General features: G+C 69.6%; 18 protein-coding genes. 8 read left to right on the plus strand and 10 right to left on the minus strand.

The features are described 5' to 3' along the window. Window positions 1-34: 34 nt before the first annotated feature. The 7 genes from NG1_RS22450 to cofD all read right to left on the minus strand — a co-directional run bounded on the left by NG1_RS22450 (window position 35) and on the right by cofD (window position 5,391). On the minus strand, window positions 35-655 hold the full coding sequence (locus NG1_RS22450; RefSeq protein ID WP_062973814.1) for a TetR/AcrR family transcriptional regulator: 621 nt from the start codon (window positions 653-655) through the stop codon (window positions 35-37). A 40-nt stretch (window positions 656-695) separates the two neighbouring features. Then, window positions 696-878: a rubredoxin gene (locus tag NG1_RS22455; RefSeq protein ID WP_040869242.1), complete on the minus strand. Its 183-nt coding sequence runs from the start codon at window positions 876-878 to the stop codon at window positions 696-698. Beyond that, the gene (locus NG1_RS22460) at window positions 875-1,048 is read right to left on the minus strand and encodes a rubredoxin (protein WP_062973816.1); all 174 of its coding nucleotides are present in this window, start codon (window positions 1,046-1,048) and stop codon (window positions 875-877) included. The genes NG1_RS22455 and NG1_RS22460 overlap by 4 nt, the downstream gene beginning before the upstream one ends. A gap of 70 nt (window positions 1,049-1,118) precedes the next feature. Next, complete coding sequence (locus NG1_RS22465; protein WP_062973906.1) at window positions 1,119-2,366, minus strand: alkane 1-monooxygenase; 1,248 nt, start codon at window positions 2,364-2,366, stop codon at window positions 1,119-1,121. A gap of 178 nt (window positions 2,367-2,544) precedes the next feature. Next, a complete protein-coding gene (locus NG1_RS22470; protein WP_040869245.1) occupies window positions 2,545-3,063 on the minus strand; it encodes an NUDIX hydrolase in 519 nt (172 codons plus the stop codon). Between the two features lie 37 nt (window positions 3,064-3,100). Beyond that, the gene (locus NG1_RS22475) at window positions 3,101-4,447 is read right to left on the minus strand and encodes a coenzyme F420-0:L-glutamate ligase (protein ID WP_062973818.1); all 1,347 of its coding nucleotides are present in this window, start codon (window positions 4,445-4,447) and stop codon (window positions 3,101-3,103) included. Continuing rightward, window positions 4,444-5,391 carry a 2-phospho-L-lactate transferase gene (cofD, locus tag NG1_RS22480; RefSeq protein WP_245659996.1) on the minus strand — a complete coding sequence of 316 codons (948 nt, stop codon included), beginning with the start codon at window positions 5,389-5,391 and terminating at the stop codon, window positions 4,444-4,446. Before cofD ends, NG1_RS22475 begins: the two co-directional genes overlap by 4 nt. 543 nt (window positions 5,392-5,934) lie before the next feature. Here cofD and NG1_RS22485 point away from each other — a divergent pair. The 7 genes from NG1_RS22485 (at window position 5,935) to NG1_RS22515 (ending at window position 12,423) form a co-directional block, all read left to right on the plus strand. Continuing rightward, entirely contained in the window at window positions 5,935-6,168 is a 234-nt protein-coding gene (locus NG1_RS22485) for a WhiB family transcriptional regulator (RefSeq protein WP_029901515.1), read from the plus strand. 123 nt (window positions 6,169-6,291) lie between these two features. Further along, window positions 6,292-6,771: a metallopeptidase family protein gene (locus tag NG1_RS22490; protein WP_168434228.1), complete on the plus strand. Its 480-nt coding sequence runs from the start codon at window positions 6,292-6,294 to the stop codon at window positions 6,769-6,771. Window positions 6,772-7,072: 301 nt separating this feature from the next. Further along, window positions 7,073-7,453: a DUF3499 domain-containing protein gene (locus NG1_RS22495; RefSeq protein WP_040869368.1), complete on the plus strand. Its 381-nt coding sequence runs from the start codon at window positions 7,073-7,075 to the stop codon at window positions 7,451-7,453. Between the two features lie 51 nt (window positions 7,454-7,504). Beyond that, entirely contained in the window at window positions 7,505-8,881 is a 1,377-nt protein-coding gene (locus NG1_RS22500; RefSeq protein ID WP_062973822.1) for a phosphomannomutase/phosphoglucomutase, read from the plus strand. Window positions 8,882-8,999: 118 nt separating this feature from the next. Then, entirely contained in the window at window positions 9,000-10,202 is a 1,203-nt protein-coding gene (locus NG1_RS22505) for a serine/threonine-protein kinase (protein ID WP_062973824.1), read from the plus strand. Further along, window positions 10,202-11,422 (plus strand): mannose-6-phosphate isomerase, class I, encoded by a 1,221-nt coding sequence (gene manA / locus NG1_RS22510; RefSeq protein WP_062973826.1) that lies wholly within the window; start codon window positions 10,202-10,204, stop codon window positions 11,420-11,422. Before NG1_RS22505 ends, manA begins: the two co-directional genes overlap by 1 nt. 74 nt (window positions 11,423-11,496) lie before the next feature. After that, window positions 11,497-12,423 (plus strand): cation diffusion facilitator family transporter, encoded by a 927-nt coding sequence (locus NG1_RS22515; protein WP_062973828.1) that lies wholly within the window; start codon window positions 11,497-11,499, stop codon window positions 12,421-12,423. Window positions 12,424-12,485: 62 nt separating this feature from the next. Here the strand turns inward: NG1_RS22515 and NG1_RS22520 are convergent, their stop codons facing one another. Further along, window positions 12,486-13,955, minus strand: a complete 1,470-nt coding sequence (locus NG1_RS22520) for a phytoene desaturase family protein (protein ID WP_062973830.1) — start codon at window positions 13,953-13,955, stop codon at window positions 12,486-12,488. A 161-nt stretch (window positions 13,956-14,116) separates the two neighbouring features. Next, a complete protein-coding gene (locus NG1_RS22525) occupies window positions 14,117-14,476 on the minus strand; it encodes a TetR-like C-terminal domain-containing protein (protein ID WP_062973833.1) in 360 nt (119 codons plus the stop codon). Window positions 14,477-14,487: 11 nt separating this feature from the next. Between NG1_RS22525 and NG1_RS37520 the strand changes: the two genes are divergently transcribed. Next, the gene (locus NG1_RS37520; RefSeq protein ID WP_084499115.1) at window positions 14,488-14,571 is read left to right on the plus strand and encodes a hypothetical protein; all 84 of its coding nucleotides are present in this window, start codon (window positions 14,488-14,490) and stop codon (window positions 14,569-14,571) included. Window positions 14,572-14,692: 121 nt separating this feature from the next. Here the strand turns inward: NG1_RS37520 and NG1_RS22530 are convergent, their stop codons facing one another. Next, complete coding sequence (locus tag NG1_RS22530; protein WP_062973835.1) at window positions 14,693-16,057, minus strand: cation:dicarboxylate symporter family transporter; 1,365 nt, start codon at window positions 16,055-16,057, stop codon at window positions 14,693-14,695. Window positions 16,058-16,087: the final 30 nt, after the last annotated feature.

Raw genomic sequence — 16,087 nt, forward strand, 5'->3', positions numbered from 1 at the left:
TGCGCCAGGTCGCGAGCCGGTTGCCCGTCAGGGCTCAGCGCGGCACCCGCGCGGCGAGGATCGCTTCGACATAAGGGCTCAGCAGCGCGCTCAGTTCCTCGGGCGCGTCGCGCCCGGGACCGGGCGGAGTGGGAATGTAGCTGAGGGCGATTCGCACCAGCGCGTGTGCGATGACGTCCGATTCGGCCGCGGTCGACGCCACCCAGCTGTGCTGGAAGGCACCCGACAGCCGCTCGGTCGCGTGCTCCAGCAACGGCCCCGCGTCGAGCGTGATCAGGCGCAGCAGATCCAGCTTGACCTCGCCCGCCACCAGCGACTGCACCAAGGGGTCGGACGCCGCGTCGAACAGGAAATTCGTTATCCCGTCGCGGAAAGCCGCGCGGACGTCACCGACGTTGCCGTTGATGGCGGCGTCGACGTGATCGACCAGGAAGTCGGCCAAGCGCAGCGCGTAGGCCTGGGAGAGCCCGCTGCGCGAGCCGAATTCGTTGTACAGCGTCTGCCTGCTCACGCCGGCCCTGGTCGCGACGTCACCGAGCGTGATCTTGGACCAATCCCGCTCGGTGAGCAGCTCGCGCATCGCGTCCAGGACCGACGTCCGCAGCAGATCCCGCGCGGCCTCCTGGTAGGGAATCCTGGTTCCGTTCCGCGGCATACCCGCGACACTGTCACGGGCGCCTGCCGCAGTCAAAATCTCACGACCGTTCGATTTCGACCATGAAGAAATCCGCTTTGGCGGCGCCGCAGTCCGGACAGGTCCAGTCGTCGGGGATGTCGTCCCAGCGGGTGCCCGGGGCGATGCCGTCCTCCGGCCAGCCCTCGGCTTCGTCGTACTCGAAGCCACACTGGATGCACTGATACAGCTTGTACTCGGTCATTTCATACTCCCCATCGGCTCGAAGTCGATCTTCTCCCGCACGCCGCAGTCCGGACAGCACCAGTCGTCCGGCACCGTCTCCCACCGGGTGCCCGGCGGAAAGCCCTCGTGCGGAGCGCCGTTCGCTTCATCGAAGACGTAGTCGCAGACCGGGCAGCGATACGCGCTCACGCCGTCTCCTTTCGGACACAGGCGCAATCCTCCGCGGTGGTCACTCGCCGCCACCTCCGGCCTCGGACGCTCATGCCGTGGCCTTTCCCGCTCGAGCGGCGCCGTAACGCGCCAGCACCTTCTCCCGCTTGCCCGGATCTATGTTGGCGCGGGTGATGTCGCCGTCGTAGTGCGCGAGTACCCGCTTGTCCATGACACGACGCCACAGCGGCGGGAAGTAGGCGAGCAGGATCATGCTGGCGTAGCCGCTCGGCAGGTTCGGCGCGCCGTCCCAGCTGCGCAACGTCTGGTAGCGCCGGGTGGGGTAGGCGTGATGGTCGCTGTGCCGCTGGAGGTGGTACAGGAAGATGTTGGTGACGATGTGGTCGCTGTTCCAGCTGTGCACGGGAGCGGGCCGCTCGTACCGGCCGCTCGCCGTGCGCTGCCGCACCAGGCCGTAGTGCTCCAGGTAGTTGACCGCCTCCAGCAGGCTGAAGCCCACCACCGCCTGCAGGATCAGGTACGGCAGCAGCTCGACGCCGAACACCGCGACCAGGACCGCGAACAGCGCCGCCGACATCAGCCAGGCGCTGAGTACTTCGTTGCGCGGGCTCCACGGCTTCTTGCCGAGCCGTTCCAGCCGGGCCTTCTCCAGATGCCAGGACGACTTCAGGCTGCCCCACACCGTGCGCGGCCAGAAGGCCCAGAACGTCTCGCCCACCCGGGAGCTCGCGGGATCCTCGGGGGTGGCGACCCGCACGTGGTGGCCGCGATTGTGCTCGATGTAGAAGTGCCCGTAGCAGGACTGGGCCAGCGCGATGCGCGACAGCCAGCGCTCCAGGTCGACCTTCTTGTGGCCGAGTTCGTGCGCGGTGTTGATGCCGATGCCGCCGATCATGCCGACGGTGATCGCCAGGCCGATCTTGTCCACCACGTTCAGCCCGCCGTCGATGCCGAGCCAGCTCACCTGGTCGGCGGTGATCAGATAAGCCGCCATCACCAGCCCGGCGTACTGGAACGGCAGGTACAGGTAGGTGAGGTAGCGGTAGTACTTGTCGTTCTCCAGGTACTCCATCACCTCGTCGGGCGGATTGTCGCCGTCCGGGCCGAAGAAGACGTCCGCGATCGGGATCAGCACGTAGATCAGAATCGGCCCGAGCCAGAACGGCACCTGCGCGAGGCGATGCCAGCCGAGCTCGTTCAATGCCCAGATCAGCGGCAGGCCGATGGTGAACAGGCCGGTCGGGGCGAACAACCCCCACAGCCACATATAACGCTTGCGGTCCCGCCAGGCCGGCACCTCGACCGGCTGCGCGGACATGTCGGCGTGCGTCGACATCGTCGTCTCCATTCCGAACGGCGCGTCATCTGTGACGCGCATTACCTCACTTATGGACGATAGAGGCATATTTGTCGCATGTCTATACAAATATGGAAATTTGTAAACTCGCCCGAGTGCTGAAAGCCCCGGCCGGATGTCATCCGGCCGGGGCTCGTCTGGAAGTAACGCGGCTAGGTCACCGCAGCAGGACGTCGGCGTCGGCGGGCAGGGCGTCTACCGGCCACCAGCGCAGGTCGGTGGATTCGTGGCTGCGCACCGGGATCGCGCCCGCGGGGGCGGTGATGCGGAACAGGAGGTCCAAGTGCCTGGTGGGCGTACCGAGCGAACAGGTGATGGGATGCGCCTGCGCGCCGTAGAGGCCCGGATGCAGGCGCAGGTCCGCGATGCCGGACTCCTCGGTCGCTTCCCGCAGCGCGGCGCCCGCGACCGTCTCGTCCCGCTCCTCACAGTGACCGCCGAGCTGGATCCAGCGCCCGACCCGCGGATGCAGGGTGAGCAGTACCTCGCGACCGTCGTGGGAGAACACCACCGCGGAGGCGGTGATGTGCCCGGGCGCGTGCTCACGGAGGCAGCCACGCGGTGCGGAGCCGAGGAAGGCCAGCATCGCCTCGCGCAGCGAGCGCTCCGGATCTGTCGCGGGACCCCAGGTCGCGAGCAGCTCCGTCGCCGAGGCGTGCAGCGATTCCGCGCTCACCGGTGACCCCCCGTGGCGCGGAAGGCGATCCGTCCGATCACAGCTCGACCAGCCCGGAGCCCGCGCCGGGCGCCTGGCGCGGGGTCAGCTCCTCGAGTGGATGGCCGATGGCGACGGCGCCCAGCGGACTCCAGTCCTCGGCCAGGCCCAGAACCTCACAGGTGACCTCGGGCGCGAAGATCGTGGACCCGATCCAGCAGCTGCCGATTCCCTCGGTGGCCAAGGCGACCAGCAGCCCCTGCACCGCGGCGCCCACCGCGACGGTGAACATGGTGCGCTCGTCGGCGCGCCTGCGCTCGTCCGGGTAATCGTGCGCACCGTCCGGCACGCAGAACGGAATGATCACCTCGGGTGCGTCGAACAGGATGCGCCCGCGCGCGACCCGGCGCTCGATCCGCTCCGGCGGCAGGCCGTCCGCGGCCAGATCCGCGCGCCACTTCCGCGCCATCGCCTCGAGCAGTCGAGTGCGCAGCTCCGGCGTGCGCAGCCACACGAACCGCACGGGCCGCGTGTGGTGCGGAGCGGGCGCGGTCAGCGCGATCGACACCGCCGAGCGGATCCGCTCCGGATCGACGGGCGCGTCGGAGAACTGACGGATCGAGCGACGCAGCAGGATCGCCTCCCTGCGACCGCGTTCGATCGCCTCCGCGGTGCCCAGCCAGAACAGATCGTCGGTGCCGCCGCGGAGCAGATCGGTGGCGGCGGAGCCGTCGTCGACGATCGGCAGCCCGCGCACCACGGCCACCGGAACACCGCCGAGCTTGCCCTTGACCAGGTCCGCTGCCCCGGCCAGCTCGTCGGCCACGGCCACCTGGGTGACGAACAGTTCGTTGCCCTGGCCGTCGACCGCGCCCGCGTAGTCGTGCAGCACGCGCAGGCCCGCGGCGCCGATGGCCGCGTCGGTCTGCCCGTTGCGCCAGGCGCGGCCCATCGTGTCGGTGACGACCACCGCGACCGTCACGCCCAGTCGTTCGGCGAGCGCGGCGCGCAGCGCCTTGGCGCTGGCGTCCGGGTCGGTGGGCAGCAGCACGAGCTCGCCCTGTTCGACGTTCGAGCCGTCGACGCCGGAGGCCGCCTGCACGATCCCCAGCTTGTTCTCGGTGATCAAGGTGCGCCCCTTGCGCGCGAGCACCCGTACCGCCTCCTGGTCGATGAGCCCGCGCCGGACGGCGTCGCGCTCCTCGGGATCCAGCGGCGCTTCCACGATGCGCCCCTCCACCTTGGCGACGATCTTGCTGGTGACCACCAGCACGTCACCGTCGGCCAGCCAGGGCGCGCAGCGGGCGATCTGCTCGGCGAGGTCGTCGCCGGGCCGGAATTCGGGCAGTCCGGTGACGGGCAGGATGCGCAGCTCTCCGGCCGCGTGGTCGTTCGGTGTGCTCACAGGGCGACTCCAGCGAGATCCAGCGCCTGACGCACCATTTCGGCGGTGGTGGGCGGGTCGGTCATCAACAAGGGCACGCTGCGTACCTCCACGCCGGGCACCTCGGCGGTGTCGGTGCTGTGGATCAGCCAGCCGTCCAGGATTCCGGTGGCCGAGCGGGCGCCGTAGTACCGGCCGATCGCCTCGGCCGTGGTTTCCACACCGATCACCGACAGGCACTCGTCGGCCATACCGCGTAGCGGCTTCCCGTCGATCACGCCGGACACGCCGATCACCTTGGCCGGGGTGGTGCGCAGCGCGCCGCGGATACCGGGCACGGCGAGGATGGCGCCGATGCTCACGACGGGGTTCGACGGTGCGAGGAGAACCACGTCGGCGGATTCTATGATATCGATCACATTTGGGGCAGGTTTGGCTTCATCGGCGCCAATTGTGGCGAATCCATGGGTGTCGATGTTCGCGCGGTAGCGAACCCACCACTCTTGAAAATGGATCGCGCGCCGTTCGCCAGGGTTGTCCGGATCGGTCACCACGACATGCGTTTCGCAGCGATCGTCGGTTGCCGGGATCAGTTTCACGCCGGGCTGCCACCTGTTGCACAGCGCCTCGGTCACCGTCGAGAGCCGGTATCCGGCGCGCAACATTTCGGTACGGATCAGATGCGTGGCGATATCGCGGTCCCCCAAGCCGAACCAGTCCGGCTGGGCCCGATACTTCGCGAGCTCCTCCTTGGCGTGCCAGGTTTCGCCCACGCGACCCCAGCCGCGCTCGGTATCGATACCTCCGCCGAGCGTATACATGCAGGTGTCGAGGTCGGGGCAGATCCGAAGGCCGTGCATCCAGACGTCGTCGCCGACGTTCACGATCGCGGAGACTTCCGCCTCGGGCAGTAGCTCCCGGACGCCCTGAAGGAAACGCGCGCCACCGACGCCGCCGACCAGCACGGCGACCCGGGGTCCGTTCGCGGGTGTGGCGTCCGCTTGTTGTCCAGTCACATCCGCACAGCCTATGCGCTGGCGTGGCGGCTCCCGTTCGCGGCAAATTTGCTGTTTATTTGCTATTGCAGATCACAAGATCGTCTCGGAATGCGGGTGCGGATAGTAACGGAATAGCGACGGCGGCTTGACCATCGACGCGTCCGGCGTGTCTAATCACAGTCATGTCATTCCGGGTTCGCGCGAGAGATCAACGCGCGAACGGTATTTCGAACACCTGTTCGCATCGGTGTGACAAGCTCGGGGACGTCCGCGGGACAACGTCGCGGGGTATGGCCGTCGGTGCATGTGTTGGTCCGACGGAAAGAATCATTCTGCGCTAACACACAGTGAGGAGGCGGAGCGATGGCCAACGAGATGGTCTCGCCGACCGATTCCACAGCAGGCGCAGCACGTGGCGTCTGCGCAGACAACGGCGGCTGGAAGGACCAAGAGGGGGGTGACGGAGTCACGACGCCCCGGCTCAGCCTGGTCGTGACCGGCTTCGACGAGATGTTCGAATCCATCGAGGAGCAGTGGCAGGAGCGCGCCCTGTGCGCGCAGACCGATCCGGAGGCGTTCTTCCCCGAGAAGGGCGGCTCCACCCGTGAGGCCAAACGGATCTGCATGGGCTGCGAGGTACGCGACGAGTGCCTGGAGTACGCGCTCGCGCACGATGAGCGCTTCGGTATCTGGGGCGGCCTCTCCGAACGGGAGCGCCGCCGCCTCAAGCGCGGCATCGGCTGACAGACGTACGCGGCGCCCGGAGCCGCCCGCCCACCAGGGCGCTCCGGGCGCGCGCGACACGACCGAAGTCCTCCCACCGCCTCGGTGCGGACGGCCGCGGCCCGCTGGCCTAGATTTTGTCTCATGGCACGTTCCCGTAAGCGTCGACCGCCCACCGCGCGGTCGGTGATCCGCCGTGGCCGCGGAGTACGCGGGCCGATGCTGCCACCCACCGTTCCCGCTTGGCGGACCCGCGGCCAGAAGTTCGACCGGCTGGTGCTGGAGGCCTTCGCCCCCTTGGACTCCCGCTGGCACGACCGGCTCACCAAACTCGACATCGCGGTCGACGACGTTCCGAAAATTCGTCCGCTGCACCCCGATTCGGTCACCTGGCCGGACGAGGTGGTCGCCGACGGCCCGGTCCCGCTCTCCCGGCTCATCCCGGCAGGCGTCGACCGGCACGGCGCGGCGACCAGAGCGCGGGTGGTGCTGTTCCGCAAGCCGCTCGAACTACGCGCCAGCGACCCCGACGATCTGGTGGATCTGCTGCGCGAAGTGCTGGTCCAGCAGGTCGCGACCTACCTGGGCGTCGACCCGGACGTGATCGATCCGGAAGCCGAGTGAGTCGCACCCATCCACGCGGCGGCGGTCCTCGAATGCCGTTGCGGGGCAAGCGCGGGCACGTGTAGGCCGGCCGGTCGCCGGGTACCCCTGCACTTCCACTCCGCGACAGACCACTCGCGCGCGCGTCCGGGAAACCGATGCCCGCGCGTCCGGGGGACGTCGTCCACAACGCCGCAGAGCGCGTCGCGCGCACTGCGGAACGCCGTGCTGCCCTCGTTTCGTGGCATGCGGACCGAGATTCCTCGAGCGTGTCTGTCCCCATCGACGCGCCAGGGGGGTTACTCTCATCGGCGTGATTCCCATGCGTCGTTGCTGCCGTCCAGGCTGCAAGAATCCGGCCGTCGCGACGCTCACCTATGTGTACTCGGACTCGACGGCAGTGGTCGGACCACTCGCGACGGTCGCCGAACCGCACTCCTGGGATCTCTGCGAAACGCACGGCTCACGCATCACCGCTCCGAAAGGCTGGGAACTGGTTCGCCACGAAGGCGGATTCTCCTCCAGCACACCGGACGACGACGATCTGACCGCGCTCGCCGAGGCGGTGCGGGAGGCCGGGCTGCGCCGCCGACCGCCGGAGCGCGAGCAGCGCGGCTACCACGACTACTCTCCCCCGCCGCCGCGTACCACGCGAACGGGTCGCCGCGGCCATCTGCGCGTCCTGCCCGACCCGCCGTCCTGATCGGCGAGGACGGTGTCGGACCGGTCCGGCGCAACCACTAGGGTGTTGGGCATGACAGTCGCCCGCTCTGCCGAATTCGTGAACGCGGTGATCAAGGCCTACGATGTTCGCGGTGTGGTCGGTGAACAGATCGACGCGGAATTCGTCAGGGACGTCGGCGCGTCCTTCGCCCGGCTGATGCGCGCCGAGGGCGCGCACCGGATCGTCATCGGTCACGACATGCGCGACTCCTCACCCGAGCTGTCGGCCGCCTTCGCCGACGGCGCGCTCGGCCAGGGCCTGGATGTGGTGCACATCGGCCTCGCGTCCACCGACCAGCTGTACTTCGCTTCCGGCCGCCTGGACTGCCCGGGCGCCATGTTCACCGCCAGTCACAACCCGGCCCGGTACAACGGCATCAAGCTGTGTCGCGCCAAAGCCCTTCCGGTCGGGCAGGACACCGGTCTGGCCACCATCAAGAACGAGCTGATCGAGGGCGTGCCCGCGTACGCGGGCGAGCGCGGCGCCGCGACCGAACTGGACCTGCTGGCCGAATACGCGGAGTTCCTGCGCGGCCTGGTCGAACTCGGCGGCATCCGGCCCCTCACCATCGCGGTGGACGCCGGCAACGGCATGGGCGGGCACACGGTGCCCGCGGTGCTGGGCGCGCTGCCCCAGGTGAAGATCGTGCCGCTGTACTTCGAGCTGGACGGCAACTTCCCGAACCACGAGGCCAACCCGCTCGACCCGGCCAACCTGGTGGACCTGCAGAAGCTGGTCCGCGAATCCGGCGCGGACATCGGCTTGGCCTTCGACGGCGACGCCGACCGCTGCTTCGTGGTCGACGAGAACGGCGAGCCGGTATCGCCGTCGGCGATCACCGCCCTGGTCGCCGAGCGCGAGCTGGGCAAGGAGCCCGGCGCGGTGATCATCCACAACCTGATCACCTCCCGCGCGGTGCCGGAGCTGGTGCACGAGCTGGGCGGGACGCCGGTGCGCACCCGGGTCGGCCACTCGTTCATCAAGCAGGAGATGGCCGCCACCGGAGCGGTGTTCGGCGGCGAGCACTCCGCGCACTACTACTTCCGCGACTTCTGGGGCGCCGACTCCGGGATGCTCGCTGCGCTGCACGTGCTGGCCGCGCTCGGCGAGAAGGACCGGCCGGTGTCGGATCTGATGGCGTCCTACGCGGCCTACGCGGCCTCCGGCGAGATCAACTCCACGGTGGCCGACGCCGCGGCGCGGACATCGGCCGTGGTAGACGCCTTCGCGGACCGGGCGCACTCGGTCGACCGCCTCGACGGGGTGACCGTGCAGCTGGCCGACAACGCCTGGTTCAACCTGCGCGCGTCGAACACCGAGCCGCTGCTCCGGCTGAATGTCGAGGCCCGATCGGCGGAGGAAGTAGACGCACTCGTGACCGAGATCCTGAGCATCGTGCGCTCCTGACTGGAATAGTGGAATCACAGGCCTTGGATTCGCCCGGCTCGGTCTCGGTGTGGCAGCTGGACCGGGTGGGCGCGGGGGCGGAAAAGATACAGCGCGATGAGGGGAGGTGGGACGCCCGATGATCGCTGGAACACCGGTGCTCGACCTCGACGATGCCGCTTCACTCGAGGCCGCCGACGCAGGCGGCGCCCTTCGCTCGGCCGCCTCGGGCGGCGCCCAGGTGCGCGCCACCGCGGCCGCCGTGGGTGAGCACGCGCTCGCCCGATTGGCCGATCTGCGGCCACGCAGCGTGGTGCTGGTCTCCGGTTCCGGACGTGCCGCGCGTGCCGCCGGACTGCTCGTGGCCGCACTCGGGGACCGCGCGGGCCTGCCGGTCGTGCCCGCCGCCGCCCTCCCGCCGTGGGTGGGACCGCTCGACGTGGTCCTGGTCTCCGGCGACGACGCGGGTGATCCCCGCCTGATCGATGCCGTCGACCGGGCGCTGCGCCGCGGCGCCGAGGTGGTCGTCGCCGCGCCGCACGAGGGGCCGCTGCGCGCCGCCGCGGCCGGTCGCGCCGCCGTTCTGGAACCCAGGGTGCAGGTGCTCGGGCACAACCGCCTGTTGCGCTTCCTGGCCGCCGGAATCGCGGTCCTGCGCGCGGTCGACCCCCAGCGCACCGGATCCGCCGTGCCCGAACTCGCCGAACTGGCCGACGTGCTGGACGCGGAGGCGCTGCGCGACGGCCCGCACAACGAGGTCTTCCACAACCCCGCCAAGACGCTGGCGGCCCGCATGCAGCAGCGGGGCATCGTGCTCGCGGGCGATTCGCCCGCCGCCGCCGAACTGGCCGAGCATGGCGCCGAGGTGCTGCTGCAGACCGCGGGCAAGGTGGCCACCGCGGTGGATCTGGCCGAGGCCGTGTCGGCGCGGACCCGGATCGCAGAGGCGGCGGGCGAACCCGCGCCCGGCTTCGACCCGATGTTCCACGACGAGGAGCTGGACGGCCCCGCGCCCGTGGAGCGCATCCGGGTGTTCGTGCTCAGCGCCGATCGCGATCGTGCGGCCGCGCGCCGCCGCGTCGCGATCTTCGGCGGTGGTGGACCGAATCTGGTTGACGCCGACCTGGTGAACGCCGACGTCGATCTGCTGCACACCGAGATGACCGACCCCGCCGCTCCCGCGCAGGCCCACGCCGAAGAGCCCGCGCAGGCGAACGGCACCGAACTCGAACAGCTCGCGGTGCTCGCGCTGCGACTGGAGATGGCCGCCGCCTACCTGCGGCTGATCGGCGCGCGTACCGCCGCGACCGACGGCCAGGGGCAGTACGGGGGAAGCTACTAGTGCACGAACTCGTTGGTGCGCTGCGCTCGTATGCCTGGGGCTCGCGCACCGCGCTCGCTCAGCTGTGCGGCAGGCCGGTGCCGTCGGCGCATCCGGAAGCGGAATTGTGGTTCGGCGCCCACCCGGCCGACCCGGCGTACGTGAAGGTCGGGGACAGCCCCACCTCGCTGCTGGAACTGATCGCCGCCGACCCGGACCGGGAGCTGGGCTCGGCCGCAACCAGGTTCGGCGAGAAGCTGCCGTTCCTGCTCAAGGTCTTGGCCGCGGAGGAGCCGCTGTCGCTGCAGGCGCACCCGAGTACCGAGCAGGCGCGGGCCGGCTTCGACCGGGAGAATCGGGCGAAGGTGCCGCTGGATTCACCCCTGCGCAACTACCGCGACGACAATCACAAGCCGGAGCTGGTAGTCGCGCTGGAGCGGTTCGAGGCGCTGGCCGGTTTCCGCGAACCGCACCGCACCGTCGCATTGTTGCGCGCGCTGGCGGTGGACGGGTTGCGCTCCTACTGCGAACTCCTCGCCGCGCAGCCGGATTCCGCGGGCCTGCGCACCCTGTTCACCACCTGGATCACGCTCCCGCAGCACGTGCTCGCCACGCTGCTGCCCGAAGTGCTGGACGGCTGCGTGCGATACCTGTCCGGCAAGGGCACGCGCGAGTTCACGGCCGAGGCGCGCACGACGCTCGAACTGGCCGAGGCCTACCCCGGCGACGCCGGTGTGCTTGCGGCGCTGCTGCTGAACCGGGTGACGCTGGAGCCGGGCCAGGGCTTGTTCCTCGCGGCCGGGAATCTGCACGCCTACCTGCGCGGGGTGGGGGTGGAGATCATGGCCAACTCCGACAACGTGCTGCGCGGCGGCCTCACCCCCAAGCACGTCGACGTGCCGGAACTGTTGCGGGTGCTGGATTTCGAGCCGATCGGCCTGCCGGTGGTGCTGCCCGAGCCGGCCGGTGACGGATCGGTGCGCTACCGGACGCCCGCCCCCGAGTTCGCGCTGCGCCGCTTCGACCTGGTCGCCGGGTCCGCGCGGGTGCCGCTGACCGCGGCGGGGCCGGGCATCGTGCTGTGCACGGCGGGAACCGTGCGCCTGTTCCGCGACGGCTCGTCGCTGGAACTCACGCGCGGCGGCGCGGCGTGGATCTCCGCCGCCGACACCGATATCCGCGCGCAGGCGGTGGACGGTCGCGTCCAGCTGTTCTGCGCGTGCGTCGGTGCGGCCGGCTGACCGATCCGGAACGCCTATCCCCAGGTGCCCTAGTCTGTTCGCGGGTATCTCGAAAACAGAGAGGACATGCTTCCATGTCGGCTGGCGGTGGCAAGAAGGCGATCATCGCGGCGTTGTCCGCGAACGCGGGGATCGCCGCGGCGAAGTTCGTCGGTGCGGCGATCACGGGTTCGGGGTCGATGCTCGCCGAGGCCGTGCACTCCGTGGCCGACACGGGCAACCAGGGACTGCTGCTGCTGGGGCAGCAGCGCGCCGCGAAGGAAGCCGACGAGCTGCACCCGTTCGGGTACGCGCGCAACCGCTACTTCTATTCGTTCATCGTGGCGCTCGTGCTGTTCACCCTCGGCTCCGGTTACGCCGTCTACGAGGGCATCCACAAGATCCAGCACCCCGAGGAGCTGAGTTCGCCGATCGTGGCGGTCGTCATCCTGGTGCTCGCGATCGCGTTGGAGTCCTACAGCTTCACCACGGCGGTGCGCGAGTCCGCGCCGCTCAAAGGCAACGCGAGCTGGTGGCGGTTCATCCGCAATTCGCGCAGTCCGGAGCTTCCGGTGGTGCTGCTGGAGGACACCGGCGCGCTGATCGGTCTGGTCTTCGCGTTCGCGGGCGTCGGCCTGACCATGCTCACCGACGACCCGGTCTGGGACGGCATCGGCACCCTGGCCATCGGCAGCCTGCTCGGCGTCATCGCGGTGGTACTCATCGTGGAGATGCAGAGCTTGCTGATCGGTGAGGGCGCGACGCCGGAGGAGAACCGGCGGATCCGGACGAGCCTGGTCGACGAGACCCGCATCGATCGAGTGATCCACCTCAAGACGCAGTATCTCGGCCCGGACGAATTGCTCGTGGCCGCGAAGATCGGCGTGGTGCCCGGTCTCGACCTCGCCGCGATCGCCGACGCCATCGATGACGCCGAGTCCCGCGTCCGCGCGGCGGTCCCCGCGGCGCGCGTCATCTACCTCGAACCCGATCTCTACCGCACCGAACTCGCCAAGGGATAAGTCCGCCTAGAGCGGAGACGGTTCCTCGCACGGCGCTCGAGTCCGTGCGAGGACCGGGCCGTTCAGCGGTGCTGGAAAGCGGGGGTGCGTAAGAGGTCGAGCGGATCGGTGCGGATGGTGAAGCGTTCGCGCAGGGCGTGGCGAGCGGCGTGCAGCCCGCTCATGCCGTGCACCCCCGGACCGGGTGGCGTGGCGGACGAGCACAGATAGACACCGGGGATCGGTGTGGCATAGGGATTCCAGCGCGGGGCGGGGCGGAACGCGAACTGACGCAACGTCATCGCGCCCGCGGAGATGTCGCCGCCGATGTAGTTGGCGTTGTGCGAGGGCATTTCCGCGGCGGTGATCACGTTCCTGGCGACGATCAGATCGCGGAAGCCCGGCGCGAACCGCTCGACCTGAGCGATCACGTCCTCGCTGACATCGCGGGTGGAGCCGTTGGGCACGTGGGCATAGGTGTAGAAGGTGTGGCCGCCGGCGGGCGCGCGAGTGGAATCGACCACACCGGGCTGGATGGACAGCACATAGGGCCGTTCGGCGTGCCGTCCCATGGCCACGGCGTGCTCGGCGGCCATGGCCTCGGCGCGGGTGCCGATGACGTGTACCGTTCCGGCCGGCGCGCAACCCTCGGCCTGCCACGGCACCGGCCCGGAGAGCGCGAAGTCGATCTTGCACGCCGCGCCGCCGTACCGGAAACGCCGCAACCGCTTCGCATACCGCGCGGGCAACCGGTGCTCGGCGATCCGCAGCAGTTCGGCAGGGGCGAGATCGAGCAGAACCGCGCGGGCATCGGCGAACTCGTCGATCGAGTCGACCCGGTGCCCGGTGTGCACCCGGCCGCCGAGACGTTCGAGTTCGGCGATGAGCGCGTCCGGAATGGCCTGACTGCCGCCGCGCGGTATCACCCAGCCTCCGACATGCGCCAGCGTGCCGAGCAGCAGTGCGGCGCCCGCGGCCGTGATAGCGCGCGGCGGGATGATCGCGTGGGTGGCGATACCGGTCAGCAGGGCGGGTGCGACCTGCTCGCGGAACCTGATGTCCCACAGCGGCGAGCCCTGCTCCACGGTGCGCAGGCCGAAACGGATCGCGGTGGCGAGCCCGGGGGGGACGCGGCGCAGATCCGACATCGCGATGTCGACCACGTCGGGCCAGTGCCGCACCAGCGGCGCGAACAGTTTGCGCCAGGTCGGGCCGTCGGGGCCGAGAGCCTCGACCGTCCGTTCCAGGTCCCGCCAGGCCAGCCCCGCCACGCCCCCGTCGAGCGGATGGGCGTAGGAGACCTCCGGCGCGAGCAGCTCGACGCCGTGCGCGGGCAGATCGAACGCCCGGAAGAACGGGGAGGCCGCCGCCATCGGATGCGCGCCGGCACAGACGTCGTGCCGGTAGCCGGGAAGGGTCAGTTCCGCTGTGCGGGACCCACCCCCGGCCGTATCCTCGGCCTCGTAAACCTCCACGGCGAGCCCCGCCCGGGCCAGGATCACCGCGGCGGCGAGCCCGTTCGGTCCGGAACCGACCACCACCACATCAGCCATACCCCCACGCTACCGGCCGGCCGGCCTTCGACGTGCTCGCCGACACCACCCCCCTTCGCGACCGGCACGCCGACCCAGCAGCGGTCCGGGCATCGGGTCCCGACTCCGGACAGGGGCTCCCGTACGTGCGTGACCGGTCACCGTGCACGCGCCACCCGCCGCTAGCGCGCACCGACCGCGGCGAGCCACTCCGCCACCAGGAGTTCACATCGCCGGCTTCGCAGCTCCGGTCGAAGACGACCTCCGCGTTCGAGGGTGGCCAGGCCGTGCAGGGTGCTCCAGGCGACCTCGGTGCGGGCGCCGAGGTCGGGTTCGCCGACCAAGGGACGGAACACGGCTTCCAGATCACCGAACGCTTCGCGCAGCGGCAGGGGCGCTTCCGGTCCGAAGGTGAGATCGGTGTTCATCAGCAACACCGCCTCGTAGAGCGCCGGGTTGACCGCGGCGAAGTCGAGGTACGCCCGCGACACCGCGCGCAGTCGGCCGGCATCGTCGGAGTCCTCGGGTCGCGCCCGTCGCACTCGTCGAATGGCTGAAGAACGAGCACGGATTCGGGCACGGCCACGCCACCGCGCTGACCCAGCACCACCTGAATCCGGAGAAATGGGCGGCCTAACCCCGGACGCGACGAAGGGCCCGCGGATCCGTGAATCCGCGGGCCCTTCGTCATTCACCCCGCGGCCGGGCGGCTGCCACGCCTCAGCCCGGCGCTACGGATGACCTCTCCCCCACCGCCGTCAAGCCTTGACCAGATCCACGGCCTCGGCCTCTTGCGTGCGGGTGGCCTCCGGCGTCCCGTGGCCGTCGTCGACCATGGTCCGCTCGTCGAAAGGCACCTTGCGATCGAGCACCTCGCGCACCCGGTCGACGTCGACGGTCTTGGTCCAGGTGCCGATCAGCACCGTGGCCACCGCGTTGCCGGAGAAGTTGGTCAGCGCCCGTGCCTCGGACATGAAGCGGTCGATGCCGACGATCAAGCCGACGCCGTCGAGGAGGTCGGGCCGATGGCTCTGCAATCCGCCTGCCAGCGTGGCCAGCCCCGCGCCGGTGACACCCGCCGCGCCCTTGGACGCGACGATCATGAACAGCAGCAGCCCGACTTGCTCGCCGATGGACAGCGGCTTGCCCATGGCCTCGGCGATGAACAGCGACGCCATGGTCAGGTAGATGGCGGTACCGTCCAGATTGAACGAATAGCCGGTCGGCACGACGACGCCCACGGTGGTGCGCTCCACGCCCATGTGGTCCATCTTCGCGATCAGCCGCGGCAGCGCCGATTCCGACGACGACGTCGCGAGGATCAGCAGGTACTCCCGCGCGAGGTAGCGGACCAGCTTGAAGATCGACACCCGCGAGACGCTCCACAGCAGCACTCCGAGCACACCGAAGACGAACACCAGGCAGGTGAGGTAGAAGGCGGCCATCAGCGTGCCCAGCTTCACCACGGCGTCCAGGCCGGTCTTGCCGACCACGTTGGCGATCGCGCCGAACGCACCGATCGGCGCCAGCCACAGGATCATCACCAGGATCCGGAACACGAGTTTCTGCAGCAGCGCCACGCCGCGCAGGATCGGCTCGCCCGTCGTGCCCATGGCCTGCACCGCGAAACCGACCAGCAGCGCGACGAACAGCGCCTGCAGGACATTGCCCGTGGTGAGCGACGACAACAGAGTGGAAGGGACGATGTTCTGGATGAATTCCCAGGTGCCGCCCGCGCTGTGCGCGGTGTTGGCCAGGTCGTGACCGGCCTTGGTCGACTTGGCGATATTCAGTCCCGCGCCGGGTTGCAGCAGATTGCCGACGACGAGCCCGATCCCGAGTGCGATGGTCGACATGACCAGGAAGTAGCCGATGGCCAGGCCGCCGACCTTGCCGACGGTGGCCGCCGCGCGCACCGAGCCGATCCCGAGCACGATGGTGCAGAAGATGACCGGAGCGATCATCATCTTGATGAGGTTGACGAAGATGGTCCCCAGCGGGGCGAACGACTGCGCGGTGCCGGGCGCCTGCCAGCCGACGAGGACGCCCGCCACCACCGCCACGATGACGGCCAGATACAGCCAATGGGTGCGGTCGCGCCGCGTTCGAGTCGAGTCGCTCATAGCGAGGATTTCCCTTCGAAAGGTACCGAC

The sequence above is a fragment of the Nocardia gamkensis NBRC 108242 genome (genome assembly GCF_001612985.1).
In the GTDB taxonomy this organism is placed as follows: domain Bacteria; phylum Actinomycetota; class Actinomycetes; order Mycobacteriales; family Mycobacteriaceae; genus Nocardia; species Nocardia gamkensis.